General features: G+C 74.6%; 18 protein-coding genes. 14 read left to right on the top strand and 4 right to left on the bottom strand.

From position 1 onward, the window contains the following. Positions 1–54 precede the first annotated feature (54 nt). Together FHR78_RS06925 and FHR78_RS06920 are read left to right on the top strand one after the other, a co-directional pair. Positions 55–3,684 (top strand): DEAD/DEAH box helicase, encoded by a 3,630-nt coding sequence (locus tag FHR78_RS06925; protein WP_166759816.1) that lies wholly within the window; start codon positions 55–57, stop codon positions 3,682–3,684. Positions 3,685–3,753: 69 nt separating this feature from the next. Beyond that, complete coding sequence (locus FHR78_RS06920; protein ID WP_166759815.1) at positions 3,754–4,146, top strand: hypothetical protein; 393 nt, start codon at positions 3,754–3,756, stop codon at positions 4,144–4,146. A gap of 17 nt (positions 4,147–4,163) precedes the next feature. Here FHR78_RS06920 and FHR78_RS06915 read toward each other — a convergent pair whose 3' ends face one another. Then, the gene (locus FHR78_RS06915) at positions 4,164–5,333 is read right to left on the bottom strand and encodes an SDR family oxidoreductase (RefSeq protein ID WP_166759814.1); all 1,170 of its coding nucleotides are present in this window, start codon (positions 5,331–5,333) and stop codon (positions 4,164–4,166) included. An 89-nt stretch (positions 5,334–5,422) separates the two neighbouring features. On the opposite strand from FHR78_RS06915, the gene FHR78_RS06910 reads away from it, so the two are divergent. The 3 genes from FHR78_RS06910 to FHR78_RS06900 all read left to right on the top strand — a co-directional run bounded on the left by FHR78_RS06910 (position 5,423) and on the right by FHR78_RS06900 (position 9,587). Next, the gene (locus tag FHR78_RS06910) at positions 5,423–6,058 is read left to right on the top strand and encodes a T6SS immunity protein Tdi1 domain-containing protein (protein WP_208393029.1); all 636 of its coding nucleotides are present in this window, start codon (positions 5,423–5,425) and stop codon (positions 6,056–6,058) included. A 10-nt stretch (positions 6,059–6,068) separates the two neighbouring features. Then, entirely contained in the window at positions 6,069–7,715 is a 1,647-nt protein-coding gene (locus FHR78_RS06905) for a threonine/serine ThrE exporter family protein (protein ID WP_243862263.1), read from the top strand. A gap of 72 nt (positions 7,716–7,787) precedes the next feature. Next, positions 7,788–9,587: a DEAD/DEAH box helicase gene (locus FHR78_RS06900; RefSeq protein WP_166759813.1), complete on the top strand. Its 1,800-nt coding sequence runs from the start codon at positions 7,788–7,790 to the stop codon at positions 9,585–9,587. 90 nt (positions 9,588–9,677) lie between these two features. Here the strand turns inward: FHR78_RS06900 and FHR78_RS06895 are convergent, their stop codons facing one another. Further along, positions 9,678–10,031 carry a hypothetical protein gene (locus FHR78_RS06895; RefSeq protein ID WP_166759812.1) on the bottom strand — a complete coding sequence of 118 codons (354 nt, stop codon included), beginning with the start codon at positions 10,029–10,031 and terminating at the stop codon, positions 9,678–9,680. 192 nt (positions 10,032–10,223) lie between these two features. Between FHR78_RS06895 and FHR78_RS06890 the strand changes: the two genes are divergently transcribed. The 3 genes from FHR78_RS06890 (at position 10,224) to FHR78_RS06880 (ending at position 11,649) form a co-directional block, all read left to right on the top strand. Continuing rightward, positions 10,224–10,580 (top strand): hypothetical protein, encoded by a 357-nt coding sequence (locus tag FHR78_RS06890; protein WP_166759811.1) that lies wholly within the window; start codon positions 10,224–10,226, stop codon positions 10,578–10,580. 108 nt (positions 10,581–10,688) lie between these two features. After that, entirely contained in the window at positions 10,689–11,027 is a 339-nt protein-coding gene (locus FHR78_RS06885; RefSeq protein WP_166759810.1) for a hypothetical protein, read from the top strand. Positions 11,028–11,121: 94 nt separating this feature from the next. Then, positions 11,122–11,649, top strand: coding sequence for a very short patch repair endonuclease (locus tag FHR78_RS06880; RefSeq protein WP_347878103.1), 528 nt, complete (start codon positions 11,122–11,124; stop codon positions 11,647–11,649). Here the strand turns inward: FHR78_RS06880 and FHR78_RS06875 are convergent. Both FHR78_RS06875 and FHR78_RS06870 read right to left on the bottom strand, forming a co-directional pair. After that, positions 11,618–15,037, bottom strand: coding sequence for a TM0106 family RecB-like putative nuclease (locus FHR78_RS06875; RefSeq protein WP_347878102.1), 3,420 nt, complete (start codon positions 15,035–15,037; stop codon positions 11,618–11,620). The genes FHR78_RS06880 and FHR78_RS06875 overlap by 32 nt on opposite strands. A gap of 141 nt (positions 15,038–15,178) precedes the next feature. After that, entirely contained in the window at positions 15,179–16,045 is an 867-nt protein-coding gene (locus FHR78_RS06870; RefSeq protein WP_166759809.1) for an AraC family transcriptional regulator, read from the bottom strand. A 90-nt stretch (positions 16,046–16,135) separates the two neighbouring features. On the opposite strand from FHR78_RS06870, the gene FHR78_RS14845 reads away from it, so the two are divergent. The 6 genes from FHR78_RS14845 to FHR78_RS06840 all read left to right on the top strand — a co-directional run bounded on the left by FHR78_RS14845 (position 16,136) and on the right by FHR78_RS06840 (position 25,453). After that, on the top strand, positions 16,136–19,597 hold the full coding sequence (locus tag FHR78_RS14845) for a tetratricopeptide repeat protein (RefSeq protein WP_208393028.1): 3,462 nt from the start codon (positions 16,136–16,138) through the stop codon (positions 19,595–19,597). A gap of 15 nt (positions 19,598–19,612) precedes the next feature. Next, a complete protein-coding gene (locus tag FHR78_RS06860; RefSeq protein ID WP_166759808.1) occupies positions 19,613–20,620 on the top strand; it encodes a substrate-binding domain-containing protein in 1,008 nt (335 codons plus the stop codon). 74 nt (positions 20,621–20,694) lie between these two features. Next, on the top strand, positions 20,695–22,239 hold the full coding sequence (locus FHR78_RS06855; RefSeq protein WP_208393027.1) for an ATP-binding cassette domain-containing protein: 1,545 nt from the start codon (positions 20,695–20,697) through the stop codon (positions 22,237–22,239). Between the two features lie 14 nt (positions 22,240–22,253). Beyond that, positions 22,254–23,303, top strand: a complete 1,050-nt coding sequence (locus FHR78_RS06850; RefSeq protein WP_166759807.1) for an ABC transporter permease — start codon at positions 22,254–22,256, stop codon at positions 23,301–23,303. Between the two features lie 3 nt (positions 23,304–23,306). Continuing rightward, positions 23,307–24,482 (top strand): zinc-dependent alcohol dehydrogenase family protein, encoded by a 1,176-nt coding sequence (locus tag FHR78_RS06845; protein WP_208393026.1) that lies wholly within the window; start codon positions 23,307–23,309, stop codon positions 24,480–24,482. After that, a complete protein-coding gene (locus tag FHR78_RS06840) occupies positions 24,479–25,453 on the top strand; it encodes a hypothetical protein (protein ID WP_166759806.1) in 975 nt (324 codons plus the stop codon). Before FHR78_RS06845 ends, FHR78_RS06840 begins: the two co-directional genes overlap by 4 nt. Positions 25,454–25,576 lie beyond the last annotated feature (123 nt).

Raw genomic sequence — 25,576 nt, 5'->3', positions numbered from 1 at the left:
GTGCGCGTCGGGCCGGCGCCGCGCGGTGTCGGCGGCTGCTGGGATCATGGACCCATGCCCTCCCCCGCCCCGCCGGCCTCGACCGCGCCGCTCGTCGACGCCGTCGACGTCATCCGGCTGGTCGGGCCGCGGGCGTTCTCGCGGGCGAAAGAGTACGCGCGAGACGACCACGTCGTGTCGTCGTCGTGGGACCCCGAGGCCCAGGCGCTCTCGGCCGAGGTGCGCGGCAGCGTGGCCGCGCCCTACCGCTGCCGCGTCGTGCTGACCCCCGGCCGCGGCGAGCACGGGCGCCCCACCGCCAGCGAGTGCAGCTGCCCCCTCGGCGGCGACTGCAAGCACGTCGCCGCGGCGCTGCTCGCCAACAACGCCCGTGTGCTCGCGCCCGGCGCCGGTCTCGTGCAGGCGGCGAGCGCAGGAGGCACGGGTGCAGCCGCCGGGCTCGGCCAGGCCGTCGACCTGGTCGCGTCGGGCGGGCTGCCCGCGGGCTCGACGGGCTCCGCCACCGACTGGCGCTCGCGCCTCGCGCAGCTGACCGATCCCCCGCGCCCCGTCGACGCCCGCACGACGCGCATGGGGCTGCTCTTCGAGCGGCGCCCGCGCGCCCGCCCGTCCCGCAGCCGGTGGGACGCCCCGTCGCCCTCGCCCCTGGTCGACCCGCACGACCGGGCGACGGGCGGGCTCGGCGGCGGTGCGGGTGCGGGCCTCGTGACCGGCGGCTCCCTCGCCGGGCCGGCCGGCGCCTCCTGGCGTCTCGGGGTGCGGCCGGTGAGCCTCAGCCGCACGGGCAACTGGGTGCGGGGCGACCTCACCTGGACGTCGCTGCCCTACCAGATGAACCGGCTGCAGATCGCGGCCGACGTGCACGCGTGGTTCGGCCAGTTCGCGGCGCTGCACCGTTCGGTGCACGCCGCCTACGTGGCCGGCGAGAGCGACTGGCTCATGATCGACGACTTCTCGAGCCCGCTGCTGTGGCCGCTGCTCGCCGAGGCCGAACGGCTCGGCGTCGCGCTCGTCACCGGCAAGCGCGCCGCCGACGTCGCCGTCGCGTCCCGGGCCCGCGTGGCCGTCGACGCGCGTCGCGACGGCGCGGGCGGTCTCGTGCTCGAGGCGGGCGTCACGGTCGACGGGGCGCTGCGCACCGGCGACGAGGTCGGCACCGTCTCCGACCACGGCGTCTACCTCGTGGCGCCCGGCCCGGTGCTCTCGGTCGTGCTCGCGCCGACGGACGCGCCGCTCGGCGACGAGCAGCGACGCCTGCTGACGACGGCCCGCCGGCTCGACGTGCCCGCCGGCGACGCCGACGAGTTCCTCCGCGACTTCTACCCCGCGCTGCAGCAGACCGTGGCGGTGACGAGCAGCGACGCGTCGGTCGAGTTCCCCGAGGTGCTGCCGCCGCAGCTCGTGCTCACGGCCCGGTTCGGCCGCTCGGACAGCCTCGCCCTGGCCTGGCACTGGGACGTCGCGGGCCGCGTCGTGTCCCTCGGCGCAGAGCCGCCCGCCCCGGGCGTCGCCGTGCCCGACGTCGAGTCGTGGGGCGTGCCGGCGCGGGGCACGACGCTGCGGGGCGTCGCCGCCGCCGAGTTCGCCCACGCGCGGCTGCCCGACCTCGAGGCCCGACGGGACGTCCGGGTCGACGTCGTCGGCGAACGACCCGACTACCGCGAGCTGACGGAGGCGCCCCACCTGACGGTCACGACGGTCGAGACCGAGAAGCGCGACTGGTTCGACCTCGGCGTGCTCGTCACGGTCGAGGGCCGCACGGTGCCGTTCGTGCCGCTGCTCACCGCCCTCGCGAAGCGGCAGCGGAAGATGCTGCTCGTCGACAAGTCGTACCTGTCGCTCACGCACCCCGCGTTCGACGAGCTCAAACGGCTGATCGACGAGGCGACGTCGCTCGACGAGTGGGAGGTCGAGACCCCCCGCATCAGCCGCTACCAGGCGGGGCTCTGGGCCGAGTTCGACGACCTCGCCGACGCGACCGTGCAGGCGGAGAGCTGGCGGCGCACCGTCGGCGGGCTGCTCGCGCTGGCTGAGGCGGCCGACGCGGCGACGGGCGGGAGTCGGGCCGAGGGCGAGACCGAGACCGAGACCGAGACGGACGACGCTGCCGACGACCGTCCCGCCGCGGGCGACCCGCTCGCCCGGGCGCTCGGCGCGGTCGCCGCCGTCGACGCGCCGGCCGATCTCACCGCGACCCTGCGGCCGTACCAGCTCGAGGGCTTCCGCTGGCTCGCGTTCCTCCACGAACACGGGCTGGGCGGTGTGCTCGCCGACGACATGGGGCTCGGCAAGACGCTCCAGACGCTCGCCCTGTTCGCCCACGTCCGAGAACAGCAGGGCCGAGAACAGCAGGGTCGCGACCAGCAGGGCCGAGAGCAGCAGCACCCCGACGCCGACGCCGACGCCCCCGAGACCGCGCTCGGGGCCGACTCCTCGGCGGCGCGCGCCCCGTTCCTCGTCGTCGCCCCCACCTCGGTCGTGCCGAACTGGGCCGCCGAGGCAGCCCGCTTCGCGCCGGGCCTGCGCGTGCACACCGTCACCGAGACCGAGGCGAAGAGCCGCGGCAGCCTGCGGGAGGCGGTCGTCGACGCCGACGTGGTCGTCACCTCCTACGCCCTGTTCCGTCTCGACTTCGCGCAGTACGCCGCGCGGCCCTGGGCCGCCCTCGTGCTCGACGAGGCGCAGGCCGTCAAGAACCCGCAGTCGCAGGCGCACCGCTGCGCGGTCGACCTCGACGCCCCGGTGAAGATCGCGATCACGGGCACGCCGCTCGAGAACGGCCTGATGGATCTCTGGGCGCTGTTCCGCGTCGTCGCCCCCGGGCTGCTCTCGACGAGCGTGCGGTTCTCGGACGACTGGCTCAAGCCCATCGCGACCGGTGAGCGGCCCGAGCTGCTTCAGGCCCTGCGCCGACGCATCCGCCCCCTGATGCTGCGGCGCACGAAAGAGGTGGTGGCGCCCGAGCTGCCCGAGAAGCAGGAACAGGTGCTGCGCGTCGACCTCGCCCCGGCCCACCGCGAGCTGTACGACGCGTTCCTGCAGCGGGAGCGCCTCAAGCTGCTCGACCTGATCGACGACCTCGACCGCAACCGCTTCATCGTGTTCCGGTCGCTGACCCTGCTGCGGATGCTCGCCCTCGACGCCCGGCTGATCGACCCGGCCTACGACGACGTGCCGTCGGCGAAGCTCGACCAGCTGCTCGACGAGCTCGACGACGTGGTCGCCGGCGGCCACCGGGCGCTCGTCTTCAGCCAGTTCACGTCGTTCCTGTCGCGGGTGGCCGACCGGCTGGCCGAGCGCGGCCTGGCGCACGAGTACCTCGACGGCTCGACCCGGCGCCGCGGCGAGGTGATCGAGCGGTTCCGCTCCGGCGGCTCGCCGGTGTTCCTGATCAGCCTCAAGGCGGGCGGCGTCGGGCTCAACCTCACCGAGGCCGACTACGTGTTCGTCCTCGACCCGTGGTGGAACCCGGCCGCCGAGTCCCAGGCCGTCGACCGGGCGCACCGCATCGGCCAGACCGAGCGCGTGATGGTCTACCGGATGATCGCGAACGACACCATCGAAGAGAAGGTGCTCGCCCTGAGCCGCAAGAAGGCGGCCCTCTTCGACGCGGTCGTCGACGACGACGCCGTGTTCAGCGCGTCGCTGACGGCGGACGACATCCGCGGGCTGCTCGAGGCCTGACCCGTCGCGGGGTACGCCCGCCTCCGAGATCCCTGACGATCGCTCGCGGGCGCGGCGTACGGTCGCCGCATGGACGAGACGACACCGACCGACCGGACGCCCGAGCGCGACGCAGCAGAGCTCGCCCTCGCGATCGTCTCGCAGGCAGCCGCCATCACCCAGGGCGACGACGAGGCCCTCGACGCCAGCGACGACAACCTGCGCGAGGTCGTCGCCGAGCAGGCCGACGACCCGCTGACCGAGAAGCAGGAGGCGGTCGTCTCGACGCTCGGAGCCGCCGGCGGCAGCCTCGCGGCCGGCCTCAGCTCGGCGCTGGCCGAGGCGCGCGGCGTCGACGCCACCGTGGTGCTCGGCGCCACGGCGCAGTCGATCCTCGCGCACGCGGACGCTCCGCTCGTCGACGGCGCACCCCGCGCCGACGACGGCCGGGACGACGCGCCGGACGACCGACCGGGCGTCTAGCAGTACCTAGCGGCGCCCTACGGCACCAGGCGCGCGGCCCGGTACCGGTCGAAGAGCTCGGTGAAGGCCCGCTCGGTGCGCCGGAAGCCGACGAACCCGGCCTCGCGGCTCTTGCCCATGTCGGTGACGACCTCCATCTCGCGCCCGAGGTCGGCGTCGGTGTGCCACCACGACGCGACGCGGACGAGGTCGGGCTCGACGAGCCCGTGCCGCTCGGCGAGCGCGGTCCAGTCGGCCTCGCGGCCGGCCATCTGCTGCTCGAAGGGCTGCGGGGCGCCCGACGGGCCGGCGACCAGGGCCGGGTCCACGCCGAGGTGCGAGGCGAGGCGCGGCCACATCCAGCGCCAGCGGAACACGTCGCCGTTCACCACGTTGAACGGCTCGTCGGCGCCCGCGGGGTCGGTGGCGGCCCAGACCATGTGCTCGGCGAGCAGGCCGGCGTCGGTCATGTCGGTGAGCGAGTTCCACTGCGTCTCGCTGCCGGGGAACACGAACGGCAGCCCGTGCTCGCGGCTCAGCGCCGCGGCCGCCGCGATCGTCAGGCCCATGTTCATCGCGTTGCCGACGGCGTAGCCGATGACGGTGTGCGAGCGGTGCACCGACCAGGTGAAGCCCTGGCGGGCCGCGGCGGCGAACAGCTCGTCCTCCTGCGCGTAGTAGAAGTTCGGGGTGTCGAGCCGCGGCTCCTCCTCGTGGAACGGAGTGTCGGGCATCTCGCCCGCGGCGTACGCCTCGAACGGGCCGAGGTAGTGCTTCAGGCCCGTCACGAGGGCGACGTGCTGCAGGGGCGCGTGGGCCAGGGCCGCGAGCAGGTCACGGACCATCCCGGCGTTCACGGCGATGTTCTCGGCCTCGGTCTCCTGGCGCGACCAGGCGGTGAAGAAGACGTGGGTGGGTCGCTCGTCGGCCAGGGCCTCGGCCAGGCTGTCGGCGCCGCGCAGGTCGGCGGCGATCCCGCGGACGCCGGGGGCCGAGGAGGCGCGGCGCGACAACGCGAGGACGTCCCAGCCGTCGGCCGTCAGGCGCTCCACCAGCGCGGTGCCGGTGATGCCGCTGGCGCCGACCACGAGGGCCGTCCGCGTCCCGGGGGCGTCGGTCACCGACGCGCCGACGGCGTCGGCGGAGGATGCGGTGGTCGAGGAGGCGGTGGTCGGGTCGGTCGGAGGGGTCGTCTCGGCGGTGCTCATCCGTGGTGCAACCGTGCAGCGCGGCCTGCATTCCCGCTCGACGCGACCGGGCCTCGACGGCGGGCCCCCGCCGCCCTAAGCTCACGCGAATGAGGAACCCCTTCCGGCGGTCGACGACGACGCCGCAGGACACCACGGCCGCGGCCGGACCCGGCGTCCCCGACGACGAGCGGGGCGACGACGAGGCGACCGTCTCGGAGGCCGGGCCGACCGGCTCGCCCGGCTACCGCCTCCTCGACTCGCCACGGCCGGTCGCCGACCTGCTCGGCTGGGAGGGCCTGCGCCGTTCGTTCACCGACGTCGTCGGCTACTCGCACCTCGGCCACGTGTTCCTGCACGACAGCCGCGGCGGCACCTTCGGGGTGCTGCACCCGTTCCGCGACGCCTTCAAGGACTACGGCCGGTTCGACTCGCTCGAGCACTTCGACGCGATGGTGCTGTCGGACGACGGCTTCGCCGAGTTCGTGCTGCGCCGGCCGCACCTCGACGAGGTGGCCCGGCGCACGGGGCCGCTCGGGCCCGACCAGGTCTACGTGCCGGTGCCGTACCCGTTCCTGGGCGGCGACGAGTCGCCCGCGCGGTACGACCGCGGCGACGTCTGGACGTTCCTGGCCCTCGTGTCGCAGATGTTCGCCGACCTGAGGGCGCAGGAGGCGGAGGCCGAGTCCCAGGGTGACGCGCCGGTCGACAGCCCGCGCACCGACCCCCCGGGCGCGCCTGCCTAGACTCGTCGCGATGTCCGAACGCCCCGCCTCCGACCGTCCCGCCGACCCCGACGGGACGCCCTCCCGGCCGGGCCTGCCCGGCCTCTCCGACGGGCCCCGGGCCTACGACCCGCCCACGGAGGTGCCCGGCACCTCCCGGCAGCCCTCGGCCCCCTGGATCCCCACCTACAAGACGCCCCCGAAGGCGCCGGGCAAGGGCGCCCAGCCGCCGCGGCCGCCGCGCACCCGGCGCCGTAGCGTCGACGCCCGCGAGATGCGCGACGTCCGCGCCCGCCTGCGCGGCACGATCTACGAGGGCACGACGCCGGCCCACGGCCACCTCGGCGACCTGTACTCGCCTCGCCAGATCGTCGACTTCTGCCTCGACCTCGGCGAGGTGATGCTCGCGTCGGGCGCCGACGTCCGCACGGTCGAGGTCGCCATCGTCGCCGTCGGCACGAAGTGGAACCTCGCACCGCTCGAGCTCGACATCACCGGCACGGCGATCACCGTGCAGTACACGCCCGCGGAGGGGCCGCCGCTGGTGAAGATGCGCGTCGTCGCCGCGGAGGGCAGCGACCTGCACCGGCTGTCGCTCGTCTACCAGATCGTCGACGAGCTGCTGCACGACGAGCGCGACATGACGAGCGCCGTCGAGGGCCTGGTGACGGTGCTCCGGTCTCCCCCGCGCTGGCCCACCTGGATCACGGACGCGGCCATGGGGCTGTTCGGCGTCTCCGTCTCGCTGCAGGCGGGCGGCTCGCTGGCGGGCGCGGCGGGGGCCTTCGTGCTCATGGTCGGCGTCATGGTGCTCGGCCGCTGGCTGACCCGCAAGGGCATCCCGAACTTCTTCGTCGTCGCCCTCCAGTCGGCCGGCGTCGCCGCCCTCGGCTCGCTCGCCATCTGGGCGGGCGCCGTGGGGGCCGGCAGCGCCGCGGCCATGGTGGCCGCCGTCGTGGTGCTGATCCTGCCCCACGTGACGATCGTCACCTGGGCCCAGGACGCCATCTCCGGCTTCCGGGCGATGGCGCTCTCGCGGGCGCTGATCATCGCCCTGATCGTGGCCGGGATCGCGGTGGGCATCCCCGGCGGGCTCGCCCTCACCTCCGGCCTGTCGATCGAGGTCGACCCGACCGACATCACGCTGCGGACCCTGCCGATCTGGCTCCTCCTCGTCACCACCTTCTTCGCGGCCTCGGCGACCGCGGTCACGCAGGGGGCGAACGCCCGGGTCGTGCCCGTCTCGATCGTCGTCGCGCTCGTCGGCACCGTGACGCTGTGGTGCCTCAAGCAGCTCGACGTGCCGCTGCTCGGCGCGACGTTCCTGGTGGCGACGCTGCTCGGCGCGCTGAGCACCGTGCTGGCTGCCCGCCTGCGGGTGTCGGCGACGGCCATCGCGGTGCCGGCCTTCTGCGGCTCGCTGCTGCCGTCGCTCGCCGTGGCCAGCGCGCTGCTCAACGTGATGGCGGGCACGGGCGGCGCCGCGCTCGACGTCGTCGGCTCCGTGTCGACGACGCTGGCGATCGGCGCGGGCCTCGTGCTCGGCAGCCTCCTCGCGACCCCGGGGGCGCGACGCTCGCTGCGGCGCCGGGCCAAGCGCGTCGTCGTGCAGTCGGAGCGCCTCGACACGTCGCCGATCAGCGTCGTCGGGCCCGCGGCGCCCGCGTCCGACGCCTGACCGCCGGGCCCTAGGCGGCACGCCCCGCGCGGGCGGACGCCGCGGGACCCCGCCGTCCCGTACCCTTGCAGGATGAGCGACACCACCGAGAACGACACGATCGACGCCGACGCACCCGAGGTTGGTCCGACGTTCTCGGACCTGGGCCTGAGCGACCAGGTGCTCAAGGCGATCAAGGAGATCGGCTACGAGACCCCCTCCGCCATCCAGGCGGCCACCATCCCCACCCTGCTCGGCGGGCGCGACGTCGTCGGCCTGGCCCAGACCGGCACGGGCAAGACGGCGGCCTTCGCGCTGCCGATCCTGTCGCGGCTCGACGTCTCGGCCAAGAAGCCGCAGGCCCTGGTCCTCTCCCCCACGCGCGAGCTGGCCCTGCAGGTCTGCGAGGCGTTCGAGCAGTTCGCCAGCGGCATGCGCGGCGTCCACGTGCTGCCCGTCTACGGCGGCCAGGCCTACGGCGTCCAGCTGAGCGCGCTGCGCCGCGGCGTCCACGTCGTCGTCGGCACGCCCGGCCGCATCATGGACCACCTGGCCAAGGGCACCCTCGACCTGAGCGAGCTCAAGTACCTCGTGCTCGACGAGGCCGACGAGATGCTCAAGATGGGCTTCGCGGAGGACGTCGAGACCATCCTCGCCGACACCCCCGACGACAAGCAGGTCGCCCTCTTCAGCGCGACCATGCCGCCCCAGATCCGCCGCATCTCGAAGCAGTACCTCAACGACGCCGAAGAGATCACGGTCAAGGCGAAGACCACCACGTCGGTGAACACGACGCAGCGCTACCTGATGGTGTCGTACCCCCAGAAGGTCGACGCCCTGACGCGCATCCTCGAGGTCGAGGCCTTCGAAGGCATGATCATCTTCGTCCGCACGAAGAGCGAGACCGAGACCCTCGCCGAGAAGCTGCGCGCCCGCGGCTACACGGCCGCCGCGATCAGCGGCGACGTGGCCCAGGCCCAGCGCGAGCGCACGGTCGGCCAGCTCAAGAGCGGCAAGCTCGACATCCTCGTCGCGACCGACGTGGCCGCCCGAGGCCTCGACGTCGACCGCATCACGCACGTCGTCAACTACGACCTGCCGATCGACACCGAGTCGTACGTGCACCGCATCGGGCGCACCGGTCGTGCCGGCCGCAGCGGCGCGGCGATCAGCTTCGTCACGCCCCGTGAGCGCCGCCTCCTCGGCGCCATCGAGAAGGCCACGCGCCAGCCGCTGACGCAGATGCAGCTGCCCACCCTCGAGGACGTGAACGTCACTCGTCTGGCCCGCTTCGACGACCAGATCACCGAGGCGCTGTCCCAGGAGGCGCGCATCAGCGCCTTCCGCGACATCATCGGCCACTACGTCGAGCACCACGACGTGCCCGAGGCCGACGTCGCCGCCGCCCTCGCCGTCGTGGCGCAGGGCGAGACGCCGCTGCTGCTCGACCCGGCCGACGAGCGCCCCGCCCGGCGCGACGACCGCCCGGCGCGCGACGACCGCGGCACCGGCGCGCGGGACGACCGCGGCGCCCGAGGCGAGCGTCCCGAGCGCGGCCCCCGCACCTCCAAGCCGATGACGGCGTACCGCATCGAGGTCGGCCGTCGTCAGCGCGTCGAGCCCCGCCAGATCGTGGGCGCCCTCGCCAACGAGGGCGGGCTCAGCCGCGACGACTTCGGGGCGATCCAGATCCGTCCCGACTTCTCGATCGTCGAGCTCGCCTCCGACATCAGCCGCGACATGCTCGACCGCCTCGCGGACACGCGCATCAGCGGCACCCTCATCGAGATCAAGCCCGACCGTCGTGGCGGTGCGCCCCGTCGTGACCGCGACGGCGACCGTGGCGGCAGCGACCGTGGCGGCGACCGCTTCGACCGCAAGCCGCGCCACTGACCCGAGCGCAACATGCCCGAGAAGGGACGAGATGACGGCGGGCCCGCCGCCATCTCGTCCCTTCTCGCGTAGTCAGCCGAGAGGCGCGTCCTACGCGGAGCGCTCGCGGCGCGCCCGCACCTGCCGGCGCACGAACTGGATGACGGCGAGCAGCACCATGGCGGGCACGAGCACCGACAGCAGCCCGCTCAGCCCGTTCTCGAGCATGGCGAGCGACACCGTGTCGTCCGTCACCTGACGGGCGCCGACGAGCAGCGCGACCCCGGCCAGCGCGGTGGTGAGCGAGAACACGGCGGCTAGGCCGAAGACCTTGAGGCCGTGGCCCCGGACGATGTGGACGAGTCCGTCGAGCAGGAACGACCCGATGAGGGGCAGCGCGACCGCGAGGAGCAGGACCCCCACGGTCATCAGCAGCAGGCCCAGGAGCCCGGTGGCGTCGAACACACGACCCCCTCTCGTCGCAGCGACCCTAGCGACGCCGTCTGGGCGACCCCTGCTGCCCAGCCGTGAGCGACCCGGGCGCCCGACCCGCACCTCCTCGGCTCGGACGGCCAGGTGCGAGGCGGCGCGACCGGGCAGGATGGTCGTGCGACGCTCGCCGCCGCTCCCCCGCCCCCGACCCGTGAGGACGTCGCCGTGACCTACCAGCCCGAGGGCGTGCCCGCCCTGTTCGGCATCGTCCAGCTGGCCCTCACGCTCGGCGCCCTGGTGCCCCTCGCCGTCGGCGTGCTGGCCGTCGTGCTCTTCGTGCCGAGGCACAGGAGGCGCGCCACCGACGACGACGCCCGTCGCCTCCACGACCTGGCTCGCGTCGGCCTGCTCGGCTCCGGGCTCGCGACGGCGGCCCTGCTCATCGGCCGGCTGGTGACCTCGGCGTCGGGCGGGGCGTCGTTCGTGTCGGCCGTGTCGTCGCCGCTGCTGGTCGTCGCCGTCCTGACCGTCGTCGTCTCCGGAGTGCTCTTCGTCGTCGTGGCACCCGCGCCCCGGGACTGAGGCACGGCTCCCCCGCGCGGCCCAGAGCGGGCTCGCGTCTCCGCCTCGCGACGGAAGCGCGTCCGACCCTCTGTCGTCTGCTCCGACCGGTCGGTATGGTTGCGCGGCATGACGTCCCCGCCCCTCCCGCCGTCGCCGGCGAGGCGCCGCCGCGTGCGTGCCGCCCGCATCGTCGCCGCGCTCGGCGGCCTCGTCGGCGTGGTCGCGGCCGTCGTGCTCGTGAGCGTGCCCTGGGACGAGCCGGGGCCGCTGGTGCTCGCCCTCGCCGTGACGGTGCCGACGGCGGGTGCGGTCGGGGTCGGCGCGGCGGTCACCACGGTGCTCCCCACGGACGAGCCCACGGAGCACGAGGCCGTCGACGTCGCCCTGCTCGTCGTGGACGTCGCCGTCGTCGTGCTGGTCCTGCCCGCCGTGGGGCTGGTCGGGGTCCTCCTCGGCGGTCCGTAGCCCCTCCTCCCCACCCTCCGTCCCGGACCGCGGGCTCCACAGGCCTGCGTCCGCCGACGTGCCCCGAGTCCTGGCCACGCCGTAGCGTCGCCGCGTGTCCCCTGCTCCGCCGCCCTCGAGACCGCGCTCGGACGAGTTCGACTCGGACGACGAGACCCGACGGCGGATGAGCCGCATCCGTCGGCGCGACACCCGTCCGGAGCAGGCGCTGCGCCGAGCCCTCCACGCCCGGGGCTGGAGGTACTTCGTCGACCGGCCGGTCCGCGGGGTGAGCCGGTGCCGACCCGACCTGCTGTTCCCCCGCCTTGGCGTGGCCGTCTTCGTCGACGGCTGCTTCTGGCACTTCTGCCCACCGCACACCCACCTGCCACGGGCGAACGCCGCGTACTGGCAGGCCAAGCTGCTCGCGAACAGGCAGCGCGACGCCCGCCACGACGACGAGCTCGCGCGGGCGGGCTGGCGAGTGGTCCGCGTCTGGGAGCACGAGCCCCTCGAGACCGCCCTCGCCGCGGTCGAGACCGTGCTGGTCGCGGCCAGGGTCGACCTGGCGAGGAGGCGCGGGCCAGCCGAGCGAGGGCGTGCCGACGGCCCTACCCCCGCCCGCCCTCGACGAGCTCGATGAACCGCGACAGCAGCCCGAGCCCCGCGATCGACGTCGGCATCGACGACGCCAGGGCGGGCGAGTGGACGAGCCACGCCGCCCACTTCGCCCGCGAGATCGCCACGTTGAGGCGGTTCGGCATGAGCAGGAACTCGAGCCCGCGGGGGATGTCGGCGGCGGAGGACGCGGCGAGCGAGACGATCGCGACCACCGCCTCCCGCCCCTGGAACAGGTCGACGGTGCCGACCGTCGTGCCGCCGAGGCCGGCGGCGTCGAGCAGCTCGCGGATCACGGCTCCCTGCGCGTTGTACGGCGCGACGACGATGACGTCGGCGTCGGTCAGCGACCGCGTGCCGTGCTCGTCCGTCCAGCGGCGGCCCACCACGCCCCGCACGAGGTCGACGACGCGCTCGGCCTCCGCCACCGACGACGTCGTGTCGCCGGCGTGCACGACAGGCGCGACGTGCAGCCCGGGCTCGACCCCCTCGAGCGACCGGTCGGGGGCGCGCGACTCGAGCCGGCCGGCGTACGAGAGCCGCGACACGGGGGCGGTGACCGCCGGGTGCATGCGGTAGGTGCGCCAGAGGAAGTACCCCAGCTCGGCGGGCAGCACGTCGTGGCCGGCGGCGACCCAGCCGAGCGCCGACTCGTCGACGGGCTCGGGGTGAGAGCCCTGGCTCACCTGCGGCAGCTGCTGCGGGTCGCCGAGCAGCAGCAGGCGCCGCGCGGCCACCGAGGACGCGATCGTCGGCGCCAGCGAGAACTGCCCGGCCTCGTCGACGACAAGCAGGTCGAGCGAGCGACGCGGGATCGTGTCGCCGTTGGCGAAGGTCCACGCCGTGCCGCCGACGACGCCTCCGGTCTCGCCGCGCCCGCCGAGGAACCCGGCCACGGCGGAGCCGTCCTTGACCGGGGTCCACCCGGCGGCCTCGAGCACGTCGGCGTCGGTGCCCTTCTTCGGCACCTTGACCACGCGCTCGGGGTCGACGCCCTTGGCGACGACCGCCTCGAGGAAGTTCTCGACGACGGCGTGCGACTGCCCGACCACGCCGACACGCCAGCCGTGCTCCGTCACGAGGCGGGCGACGACGCCCGACCCGACGAAGGTCTTGCCCGTGCCGGGAGGCCCCTGCACGGCGAGGTACGACCGGTCGAGGCCGAGCAGCGTGCAGGTCACGGCCGAGACCGTGTCGTCGCCGACGACCGGCGCGACTCCCCCGCGAGGCGGAACGCGCCGCAGCAGGTCGAGCGCCGGGTCGGGCAGCATCTCGGGCAGCTCGTCGAGCACCGCCCGGCCCCACTCCGAGATGGCCTCGGGCTGGGGCGCGGCCCGCGGCGGCGCCGCCGGCGTGAGCGCGAGCGGGAACTGGTGGTGCGGCTCGCCGCCGCTCGCCAGGGACTCCTTGACGAGCAGCACGACGCTGTCGCCGAACGCGTCGACGTCGAGCACGGTCGCCCGAGGGCTCGCCCCGCGCAGCCCGGGACCGGCGGCCCGGACGGTCGGCGGCAGCGGGGCCTCGTAGACGAGGTGCGGCGAGGGCCCGCCCGCGCTGAGCCGGCTGCCCGGGCCGAGCGAGCCGACGAGGCGCAGGTCGCGCGACAGCGTGCGCGCCCGCGGCAGCTTGTCCCAGTCGCGGACGACCTCGGCGCGCTCGACGACGAACACGTCCCGGGTGTCGCCCCACTCGTCGACCGGCCCGCGCAGTCGGTCGAAGTGCTCCTGCCAGAAGGTCTTGGCCTCACGTCGGTGGTAGTCGATCGCGGCGGCGGCGAGCGCCAACGCCGTCTGGTCGGCGTCGCGGTCGAGCGGGTCGACGTCGGCGAGCAGGGCGGTGAGCTCGACGTGCACGGGGTCGGGCTCGGCCGCGACCCGCTCGTCGTCGACGAGCGGCAACAGGTCGTCCGAGGCGCCGACGTCGCCCGACTCGGCGAAGCCGAGCAGCCAGTCGCGCAGGCGCAGGGTCGACCGGCAGTCGTACTCGTTGTAGTCGGCCACCTGCTCGAGCCGCGCCTGGCCCGACGGGTCGCCCGCCCTCAGCGCCGTGACGGCCTCGACGTAGGCCGTGATGCTGTCGGCGGCGTTCACGACGCCGTCGCCGTCGCGGAGGTCGGGGCCCATGTAGAGCGGCTCGAGCGCCTTGATCGAGTAGCTGCGCGAGCCGACGATCAGCGCCTTGCGCACGACCGGGTACAGGTCGACGAGCACGCCGTCGCGCAGCAGGTCGTCGACCTCGTCCTCGCCGACGCCGTGGCGGGCCGCCAGCGAGAGCAGGTGCGTGCGCTCGTAGGAGGCGTAGTGGTAGACGTGCATGCCCGGGTGGGCGGCGCGACGCTCGCGGACGAACGCGAGGAACTCGACGAGCGCTCGGCGTTCTTCTCGGTAGTCGTGCGCCCAGAACGCGGTGAACCGCGCCTCCTGGTCGACGAGGCCGAACAGGTAGTCGAGGCCCCAGACGCTGCTGTCGCCCTCGGTGTACAGCGGGTCGCCCTCGAAGTCGAAGAAGACGTCGCCGGGATCGGGCGCCGGGATCGCCGCGAGCGCCCCGGCGTCGACGACGCGCACCTCGGGTCGGCCGTGCTCGCCGGCGAGCTGCAGCTGGGCCTGGCCCCGGAGGCGCGCGAGGGCAGCGCCGCCCACCCCCGGCACGCTGCCGGTGCTGGTCGCGAGCTCGTCGATGCTGTGCACCCCGGCGTCGTTCAGCCGCGCGCGCTGGGCCAGCGTGAGCCCGGCGACGAGCACGAGGTCGCGGTGCCGCTCGACCTCGGCCGAGCACAGCGAGCACCGACCGCACGCCGTGACGCCGGGTGCCCCCCAGGCGAGGGGCTCGTCAGCCCGGAGCCGCTCGGCGACGACCGCCCGGAGCTGCGCCTGCTGGGCCCGGAAGACGGGAGCGACGTCGGCGAGGTCGTGGGTGGACCACGACCCGTCGCCGAGGACGAGGTGCACCTGCGAGCCCACCGGGACGCCGAGGGCCTCGATCTGCTCGGCGTAGGCGGCGAGCTGCAGCAGGGCCGGGATCTTGGCGTGCCGCGCGAGCTTCGTGTCGTGGACCTCGTACTCGCCGGCGTCGTTGCGGACGAGGAAGTCGCTGAACCCGATGAACGAGCCGTCGAAGAAGGTCGCCTGGTAGAGCACGTCGGCGCCGGCGCGCATGGCGTCGGCCGCGGCACGGGCCGCCGCCGGGTACTCGTCGCGCGACGGCCGCTCGAACTCGACGACGTCGTGCGTCGCGCGCAGGGTCTCGAGGAACCGGACCTCGTGGTCGTCGCCCAGCCGCGCCGTGCGGTCGAGCATCGCGTCCGCCTCGTCGGCGACGGCCTCGACCCGCCCCAGCTTCGCGTCGAGCCGCCGCAGGAACGCCCACTCGCACGCCGCCCAGGTCGTCAGGTCGGTCGGGCTCGTGACCACGGTGTCGTCGTCGATGTAGATGGCGGTCTCCTCGTGGTGGCGGCGTGGCCCGGGCGGGGCGTCGACGTCACCGTAGCGCCCTCGTCCGACACCGGCCGTGCGCCGGCGGGATGCGCGTGCCCCGGCCCGACGGCGTCCCGTTCAGCCCTTGCGCTGCGCCCGGTAGGCGACGGGCGTGAGCCCGTGCACGGCGCGGAACTGCCGGCTGAAGTAGAAGGGGTCGACGTAGCCGACGCGCTCGGCGACGAGGCCCACGGGCAGGTCGCTGGTGTCGAGCAGCTCCCGGGCGCGCGCCATGCGCAGCTGCGTCTGGTACCGCAACGGGGTCGACCCCGTCTCCTCCTTGAAGCGGGCGGCGAAGTGCGACGGGCTGAGCCGGGCCATGGCCGCGAGCTCGTCTACGGAGACGCGCTCCGTCACGTGCTGCCGCAGGTACTCCTGCGCCTGCTCGACGGCCGACTCGCGGGGCGTGCCGACCCGGCGCTCCGAGCAGAGCAGGGCCATCAGGTGCCAGGCGGCGCCGGAGGCGGCGAGCACGCTGGCGAACGTCTGGTCGCGCTCCATGGCCTGCACGACCTCCTCGATGAGGGCGACGACGCGGTACACGTCGGACAGCTGCCGCACGGGGGCGGCCGCCGAGAGCCCCGCCACCCGGAGGAACTCGGCGAGGTCGCGGCCGTCGAGGTGCAGCCACCAGAGCGTCCAGGGCGCGGCGTCGCCCGAGCCGTACTCGTGCGGCGTGTCCGGCGGCACGACGACCACCTGGCCGGCGGCGACCTCGTGGCGGATGCCGTCGACGACGCACCAGCCCCCGCCCCGGACGCAGACGAGCACGACGCTCTGCGGCACGCCGTCGGGCCGTGCCATCCCGTGCGCCCGGGCCTCGGGGAAGTACCCGGCGTCGGTGACCACGAGGTGCGAGGTGCCCGGTCGCGCCAGCGCGGTCGCCACCCGAGGGCGCGGCATCACGAGGAGGCGCTGGCCCGGGAACCCGTCTTCGATCGTCATGCGGCCATCATGGCACCCGCCGTGGTTTCGTCCAGGCACGCCGTCGGATCGGGCGTTCCGCCGCCTCCTCGGCCTCCCTACGCTGAGGACATGCTCACCGTCGAGTCGAGGCTGACTCTCCCCACCGTGCCCCCGGAACAAGCCGAGGCAGGCGTCGCCGCCTGGTCGGAACCGATCGTCGTCGACACGTACCCGCCCGGCGAGGCCGACGAGTACCCCGCGTTCCTCGACGCCCGCGTGTACCAGGGATCGTCCGGGCGGGTCTTCCCGCTCCCGTTCCACGACCACATCGAGCCCGAGAAGCGCCCGGTCTCGTGGGACGCGGTCCACCTCGAGAACCGGTGGCTCCGGCTGGTCGTGCTGCCCCAGCTGGGCGGGCGCATCCACGTCGCCTACGACAAGACGGCCGACTACGACATCTTCTACCGCAACAACGTCGTCAAGCCCGCGCTCGTGGGCCTGGCCGGGCCGTGGATCTCCGGCGGCGTCGAGTTCAACTGGCCGCAGCACCACCGCCCCGCGACGTTCCTGCCCACCGACGTGTCGATCGAGCGCGAGGACGACGGCTCCGTCACCGTCTGGTGCTCGGACCACGACCCGTTCGCCCGCATGAAGGGCATGCACGGCATCCGTCTGCGGCCCGACTCGTCGCTGATCGAGGCCCGCGTGCGCCTGTTCAACCGCAGCGACGAGACCCAGACGTTCCTGTGGTGGGCCAACGTCGCCGCCGCGGTGGGCGACGACTACCAGTCGTTCTTCCCGACCGACGTGCGCCACGTCGCCGACCACGCCAAGCGCGCCGTCGTCGAGTTCCCCCGCGTCGCGGGCGAGTACTACGGCGTCGACTACCCGGCCCGGGTCGACGCCGAGCACCCCGACGCCGACCGGCTCGACTGGTACCGCAACATCCCGGTGCCCACCTCGTACATGGTCACGAAGACCGACGACGAGTTCTTCGGCGGCTACGACCACGGCCGCCGTGCCGGCTTCGTCCACTGGGCCGACCGTGCGATCTCCCCCGGCAAGAAGCAGTGGACCTGGGGCGACGCGCCCTTCGGCCACGCCTGGGACGCCAACCTCACGGACGGCGACGGCCCCTACGTCGAGCTCATGGCCGGCGTCTACACCGACAACCAGCCCGACTTCTCGTTCCTGGTGCCCGGCGAGACCAAGACCTTCAGCCAGTTCTGGTATCCGATCACCCAGATCGGCCCGGCCCACCAGGCGAGCCGCGACGCCGCCGTGCGCCTCGACCTCGGCGAGGGCGACGCCCCCGTGCTGCGCGTCGGGCTGGCCGTCACGGCCCCGCACGCCGCGGTCGACGTCGTCGTGCGCTCGCGCGGCGGCTCCGTGCTCAGCTCGAGCCGCGTGCCCGCCGAGCCCGGCACGCCCGCGCTGCTCGACCTCGCCCTGCCCCGGGGCACGCGCCTGTCCGACCTCGTCGTCGAAGCCGTGTCCGACGGCCGCCTGCTCGTCGCCGTCGAGGGCGACCGCGTCCAGGACCGCCTCGACCACGAGGCACACGAGGCCCACGAGGCCGACGAGGCACACGAGGCGGACGCCGGCACCGACGACGCACTCGACGCCGACGACGCCCTCGCCCCCGGCGCCCCCGCCGCCGCCGTCGCCCCGCCCGCCCCCGAGGAGGTCGGCACGGTCGACGAGCTCGTCCACGTGGCCCAGTACCTGGCGCAGTACCGCCACGCCACGCGCTCGCCCGAGCCGTACCTCCGCGAGGCGCTCAGCCGCGACCCCGGCGACGTCCGCGCCAACGTGGCGCTCGCCACGAGCCTGCACGACGCCGAGCGGCACGACGAGGCGCTCGAGCTGCTGCGCACCGCCGTGCGACGCCAGCTCACCTGGACGCCGAACCCGGCCGACGGCGAGCCGCTCTACCGGATGGGCCTCGCCCTCACGAGGCTCGGGCGCCGCCGGGAGGCCGAGGAGGCGCTGGCCAAGTCCGCCTGGAACGCCGCCTGGGCGGCCCCCGCCTCGCTGGCCCGGGCCCGGCTCGCCGGTCGCGCCGACCCCGCCGCGGCCGAGACGCTGCTCCGCGACGTCCTCCGCCGGGACGCCGACAACCTGCAGGCCCGGGACCTCCTCGCGCTGACCCTGCGCACCCTCGACCGCGGACCCGAGGCGGACGCGCTGCTCGCCGAGACGCTCGCCCTCGACCCGCTCGACCAGTGGGCGCGCCACCAGGCCGGCCAGGTGCTGTCCGACGACGCCCCGACCCTGCTCGACGTCGCGCTCGAGTACGCCTCGGCGGACTACCTCGACGAGGCCCTCTCGGTGCTCGACCTGGCCCAGGCGCAGCTGTCGCGCACCGCCCCCGGACAGGTCAACGTCGGCCCCCTGCTCGGCTACCACCGCGCCTCCGTGCTCCGTCGCGCCGGCCGCGACGGCGAGGCCCGTCGCGCCCAGGTGGCGCTGCACCTCGTCGACGCGACCCGGTGCCTCCCGTCGCGGCTCGACGACGTCGCCGTGCTGCGCGAGGCCGTGGCCGTCGACGCGGCGGACGGGCTCGCCTGGTCGCTGCTCGGCAGCTGGCTCTACGCCCACGGCCGCGGCTCCGACGCGGTCGACGCGTGGCGCTGGGCCCTGTCCGGCGACCTCGACGACGCCCAGGCCGCCGTCGTCGAGCGCAACCTCGGCGTGGCCGCCTACAACGTGCTGCACGACGCCGACCTCGCCGCGGCCCACTACGAGGCCGCCCGACGACGACGCCCCGACCACGCCCGCCTGCTGCAGGAGGCCGACCAGCTCGCCGAGCGTCGCGGCGTCGCCGCCGGTGACCGGCTCGCCGAGCTCGAGCGGCGCACCGACCTGGTCGACCAGCGCGACGACCTCACCGTGGCCCGCGCGCACCTCCTCACCCTGGTCGGCCGCGAGGACGAGGCGCTCGTCGTGCTCGCCTCCCGCCGGTTCCAGCCCTGGGAGGGCGGCGAGGGCCTCGTGCTCGGCGCCTGGGAGCGCGCCTCGGTCGCCGCGGCGCGCCGGGCGCTCGCCGACGGGCGCCCCGCTGACGCCCTGCGGCTGACCGAGTCCGCGCTCGAGCCGCCGACGACCCTGGGCGAGGCCCGCCACCCGCTGCAGACGACGGCCGAGCTGCACCTCCTGCTCGGCGACGTGCTCGACGCCCTCGGCGACGACGACGGCGCCCGGGCCGCGTGGCGCGAGGCGGCGAGCGCCACGGGCGACTTCGCCGGGATGGCGACCCAGGCGTTCTCCGAGCGCAGCGCGGCCTCCGTGCTCGCCCTGCGCCGCCTCGGCGAGACGGACGCGGCGGACGACATGCTGGCCCGGTTCTCGGACTTCGTGGACGAGCTCGCCGCCACCCCGGGCGAGATCGACTACTTCGCGACGTCGCTGCCCGCCATGCTGTTGTTCCAGGACGACCCCCAGGACGTCCGCGACGTCGAGGCGACCACCCTGCGACGGATCGTCGCGTCCCTCGGCGCCCGCGACTCCCGTGCCCCCGGCTCCCCCGCCGGCACCCCCGACCCGGTCGCCCCCGCGGCCACGCCCGGCGACGTCGCCGAGCGCCCCTAGAAAGGAACCCGACCCATGTCACCCATCACCAGGACCCGACGGCGCGTCCTCGCCGTGGCCGTCGCGCTCGCCGCGGCGGTCCCGCTCGCGGGCTGCTCCATCCCCAGCGCCGACGGAGGCGACGGCGGCACCGAGCGGATCGGCGCGCTCTACCTCGACTCGCAGGGCTTCTACGGCGGCGTCAAGAAGGGCGTGCAGGACGCCGCGGACGCCGACTCGAAGAACGTCGACTTCCTCGAGTCGACCTCGGCCGGCGACGTGTCGAAGGAGAGCTCGTTCATGAACACGCTCACCTCGTCGGCGGTCAGCGCGATCATCATGTCGGCGGTCTCGACGGACGGCAGCGTGCCCGCGGTGCGGCAGGCCAGCGAGGCCGGCATCCCCGTCATCTGCTACAACACCTGCGTCAGCGACGACGCCGTCGACAAGTACGTCACGGCGTGGGTGCTGGGCGACCCGCTGAAGTTCGGCGGCGACCTCGGCACGCAGGCGGCGGCGTACTTCACGGAGGCGGGCATCACCGCGCCGAAGATGGGCGTCATCAACTGCGAGCAGTACGAGGTCTGCCAGCAGCGCTTCAAGGGCTTCTCGGAGGCCCTGACGGCGGCCCTGCCCGGCACCGTCTTCGTCGCCAACCAGGAGGGCGCCGAGGTCGACACCGCCGTCTCGACGGCCGAGCAGATGCTCAGCGCCAACCCCGACCTCGACGGGCTCTACGGCGAGGCCGGCGGCGCGACCGTCGGCGCCTACAAGGCCGTGCAGACGCGCGGGCTGGTCGGCCAGGTCGCCGTCTTCGGCTCCGACATGACGAGCGACATCGCCGCCGAGCTGGCCGACGGCTCGGTGCTGAAGGCCGTCGTCGACATCAGCGGCATCGAGGCCGGCAAGCTGGCCTTCGCCGCGGCCCAGGACGCCGTCGACGGCAAGACGCCCGACGAGAAGATCGTCGCCGCCCCGATCGACCTCTACCTGCCGGCCGACGCCGCGGGCTGGACCGAGACCCACCCCGACGGTCTCCCGTGATCGGCGCCGGGGGCCCGGCACGTCGCCGGGCCCCCGCCGCCCCTCACCCGCTCCCCGATCCCAGGAGGATCCCCGTGTCAGAGTCGACAGCCCCCGTGCCCGACGCCCCGCTCGATCCCGACCGCGACCGCGGCGCCCCCATCGCCGAGGCCCGCGGCGTCAGCCAGGTCTACCCCGGCGTGACCGCGCTCGACGGCGTCGACTTCGCCGTCCACGCCGGCGAGGTCCGCGCCCTGTTGGGCCAGAACGGCGCCGGCAAGTCCACGCTCATCCGCCTGCTCAGCGGGGTCGAGACCCCCACGACCGGCGAGGTGCTGCTCGGCGGCGAGCCGCTCGGCACCGGCGGCGTGGCCGCGGCCTCCGCCGCCGGCGTCGCCACCTGCTACCAGGAGCTCAGCCTCGTGCCCGGCGTGACCGTCGCCGAGAACCTCGCCATGGGCCGCTGGCCCCGCGGCCGGTTCGGCATCGACACCCGGGCCATGGTCGCCCGCGCCCGCGCGACGTTCGAGCGCCTCGGCGCCGACATCGACGTGCACGCCGAGGTGGCCGGGCTGACGCTCGCCCAGCAGCAGATCGTCGAGATCGGGCGGGCGCTGCAGGACGACCCGCGCCTCCTCATCCTCGACGAGCCGACGAGCGCGCTCGCGGCCGCCGAGGTCGACCTCGTGCTCGACACCGTGAAGCGGCTCGCCGCCCAGGGCGTCGCCGTCCTCTACGTCAGCCACCGCATGGACGAGATCCGGCAGATCGCCGACACGGCGACCGTGATGCGCAACGGCAAGGTCGTCGAGACCGTGTCGATCGCCGGCAGCGACACCGCGCACATCATCGAGCTGATGATCGGCGCCGACCCCGAGGAGCGCGCCGTCGCCACCCGCCCCGTGACGAGCGGCGAGGTGCTCCTCTCGGTCACCGACCTGGCCGTCGCGCCGAAGCTCTCGGGCGTCACGTTCGAGGGCCGGGCGGGCGAGGTGCTCGGCATCGCCGGGCTGCTCGGCTCGGGACGCACCGAGCTGCTGCAGGCGATCGCGGGGTTCCGTCCGACGACGTCGGGCACGATCGCGGTCGCGGGCACCGTCGTCGACCGTCCCACCGCCTCCCGCATGCTGTCGCTCGGGGTCGGCATGACCCCTGAAGACCGGAAGGGCCGCGGCGTCGTGCCCGGCCTCGGCATCGACGAGAACATCGTCATGAGCGACTTCGGCCGCGTGACCCGAGGAGGCGCGCTCTCGTCGGGTGCGATCGCCACGGCCACGAAGGCCCTCGCCGAGCGCCTCAACATCAAGGCGCACGACCTCTCGCGCCCCATCAGCACCCTGAGCGGCGGCAACCAGCAGAAGGCCGTCATCGCGCGCTGGCTGCACGCCGACAGCCGCGTGCTGCTGCTCGACGAGCCCACCCGCGGCGTCGACGTCGAGGCGAAGGCCCAGATCTACGAGATCATGCGCGCCGTCGCCGACACCGGCAAGCTCGTCGTCTTCGTCTCGAGCGAGGTCGAAGAGCTGCCGCTCGCCTGCGACCGCGTCCTGGTGCTCCGCGACGGCGGACTCCGCGAGGAGTTCCGCGCCCCCGACATCTCCCTGCCCGTGCTGCTCCAGGCCTCCATGGTCTCGAGCTGAAGAAGGACGACCCGATGACCACCACGCTCGACCCCACGACCACCCCGGCCCCGGGACGAGGAGGCGCGCCCCGCGACTCCGCCCTCGGCCGCGTCCGCGACGCGTTCCGTCGCAACACCACCCTCGTCAACATCGTCGGCCTGCTGGTCGCGATCGTGGCGCTGTACCTCTACCTCATGTTCAACGCGGTCGGCTTCTTCACGCTCGCCAACCAGAGCGGCCTGCTGCGCGACGCCGCCCTGATCGGCATCGCGGCGACCGGCATGACCCTGGTCATCATCGCGGGCGAGATCGACGTGAGCACCGGCCCGGCCGTCGCGCTGTCGTCGGTCATCGTCGCCGTCGCGATGACCCAGTGGGGCCTGCCCGCCCTGCTCGCCATCCTCATCACGCTCGTCGTCGGTGCCGGCTGGGGCGCCCTCGCCGGCGTGCTGCGGGCGAGGTTCCTCGTGCCGTCGTTCATCGCGACGCTCGGGCTCTGGAGCGTGCTCCGCGGCCTCGGCCAGTTCGGCACCGACGCCCTGCCCGTGCCGCTGCCCCTCGACGACCCGGTGATGCCGTTCCTCACCGGCACCGTCCTCGGCGTGCCCACCCCGGCCGTCGTGATGATCCTCGCGTTCCTCGTCTTCGCCTTCGTGGCCCGCAAGACCGCCTTCGGCCGGTCGGTGTTCGCCATCGGCGGCAACGCCGCGGCCGCCCGCCTCGCCGGCATCAAGGTCGCCCGGGTGCGCATCGTGCTGTTCGCGATCATGGGCATGCTCGGCGCCCTCAGCGGCGTGCTGCTCGCGGCGCGCCTCGGCTCGGGCAACGCCGGCGCCGCCAACGGCCTCGAGTTCGACGTCATCGCCGCGGTCGTCATCGGCGGCACGGCGATGTCGGGCGGGCGGGGCAGCCTGATCGGCACGTTCCTCGGCGTGATCTTCATCACCCTGATCGGCAACGGGCTCGTCCTGCTCGGCGTCGACTCCTTCCTGCAGAGCGTCGTGCGCGGTGTCATCATCGTGCTCGCCGTGCTGCTCAACGTCACCCTGTCCCGCAAGCGCGGGTCGATCGAAGAGAGCTAGGCCATGACCACCACCGCACCCTCCCCCACCGGCGCGACCGGCGCCTCCTCGTCGCCCTCGGGCACCATGCAGGGCGTGTTCCTGCCGGGCGACGGCACGGCCGAGCTGCGCACCCACGACGTCCCGACGCCCGGGCCCGGCCAGGTGCTCGTGCAGGTCGGCGCCTCGGGCATCTGCGGCAGCGACATCGGGTTCATCTACAACGGGTACAAGACGCACAAGGGCCTCGACGGCGCGCCTGCCTACAAGGGCGTCGTCGCCGGGCACGAGCCCTGCGGCCGCATCGTCGCCTCGGGCGACGGGGTGACGCGCTTCGGCGTCGGCGACGACGTGATCGTCTACCACATCCAGGGCTGCGGCCGCTGCCGGAACTGCCGCTCCGGCTACTTCATCAGCTGCACCGACCAGCCGCACAAGGCCTCGTACGGCTGGCAGCGCGACGGCGGCCACGCCGAGTACGTGCTCGTCGACGAGTCCACCTGCGTGCCGCTGCCCGACGGGCTGTCGTACGTCGACGGCGCGCTGATCGCCTGCGGCTTCGGCACGGCCTGGGAGGGGCTGCGCCGCACCGGCGTGCACGGCGGCGAGGACCTGCTCGTCGTCGGCCTCGGGCCGGTCGGGCTCGCCGCCGCCATGCTCGGGCGCCTGCTCGGCGCCCGCCGCGTCATCGGCGTCGAGCGCTCGCCCGAGCGCATCGAGTTCGTCCGCGCCACGGGCCTCGTCGACGACGTCGTGCTCGCCGACGGCGACACGGTCGAGAACGTCCTCGCCCTGACCGACGGCGTCGGCTGCCAGGTCGCCGTCGACTGCTCGGGCAGCACGCCCGGCCGCTCGACCGCGGTGGAGGCGGCGGCCGAGTGGGGCCGCGTCGGCCTGCTCGGCGAGGGCGGCCGGCTCGAGACCGAGGTCTCGGACACGCTGCTGCACAAGCAGCTGACGCTCACCGCGTCGTGGGTCACGTCGCTGCAGGGCATGGAGGACGTGGCACGCCTCATCGCCGAGGGCGGCCTCAGCCCCGAGATCGTCGTCTCGCACCGCCTCCCGCTCACCGACGCCGACGAGGCGTACCGCATCGCCGCCGCCGGCGCGACGGGCAAGGTCGTGCTGGTGCCCGCCGGGGCGCCCGTGCGCGAGGAGCCCGCCGACCGCGTCCCGAGCGTCGGGCACCCTGCCCCGTGACGGTCGTCGTCGACCAGCCGGGCCGCGCCGACCTGCCCCTGCTCCGCGTCACGACCGACCGTCTGGCACTGACCTTCGCGCCGACCCGCGGTGGTCGCCTGCTGTCGCTCGTGGCCGACGGGCACGAGCTGCTCTGGCAGAACCCCGAGCTGGTCGACGCCGGGCTCGCCCCGGTGCTGCCCGTGGCCGAGTGGCCCGCGAGCGACGGCGGGATGGACACCTGGGCCAACCTCGGCGGGTCGAAGACCTGGCCCGCCCCGCAGGGCTGGTCCGGCCCCGACGAGTGGGCGGGCCCGCCCGACCCCGTGCTCGACTCGGGCGCGTGGACGGCCGAGTGGGAGGCGGACGCGACGACCGCGACGGTGGCCCTCACCAGCGCCGACGACCCCCGCTCCGGCCTCCGCGTCCAGCGGGTGTTCCGCGTCGCCGACGGGGCGACGTCGTTCACCGAGCACGTCACCTTCACCAACGTCTCGGCGACGCCGCGACGCTGGTCGATCTGGGAGGTCTGCCAGGTCGACACGTCGGCCGGAGCCGGACGCCCGGTCGGCGAGGCCGCGGTCGTCGTCGGACTCGTCGACGGCGCCTCCGGCCCGGAGGCCGAGCTCGACCTCGGCTCGTACGAGGGCGAGGTCGCGAGCTCGCGCCGCGGCGACGACGTGCTGCTGCCGCTCGGCGCCGGGGTCGCCAAGCGCGGCTACCCGGGCGCCGCCGGGTCCGTCGCCCTGCACGGCCCCCACGGCCACGAGATCGGGCTGTCGACGACGCCCGCCGCCGACGGCACCTGGCCCGACGGAGGATCCCGCGTCGAGGTCTGGCTGCAGCGGCCCACCGACGCCCCGATCGCGTCGCTCGAGGGCCTGCACCCGAGCGCCCACCTCGTCGAGCTCGAGGTGCTGGGGCCGCTGACCACGCTCGAGCCGGGGGCGTCCTCCGTGCTCGACGTGGAGTGGACCACCGCCGCACGCTGACGACCGGCCTGCCGTCCCCCGGGTGCGGCGGGTCGCCGTGCCCGTCGGCGGGCGGGCGCCCGCCCGCCGGCCACGACGGGGACCCGCCGATGCCGGCCGCCTCCCGCGCGCACGGTATCGTCG

Source organism: Frigoribacterium faeni, assembly GCF_011761235.1.
GTDB lineage: Bacteria > Actinomycetota > Actinomycetes > Actinomycetales > Microbacteriaceae > Frigoribacterium > Frigoribacterium faeni_A.
This window is presented reverse-complemented; position numbering and strand designations above follow the sequence as displayed.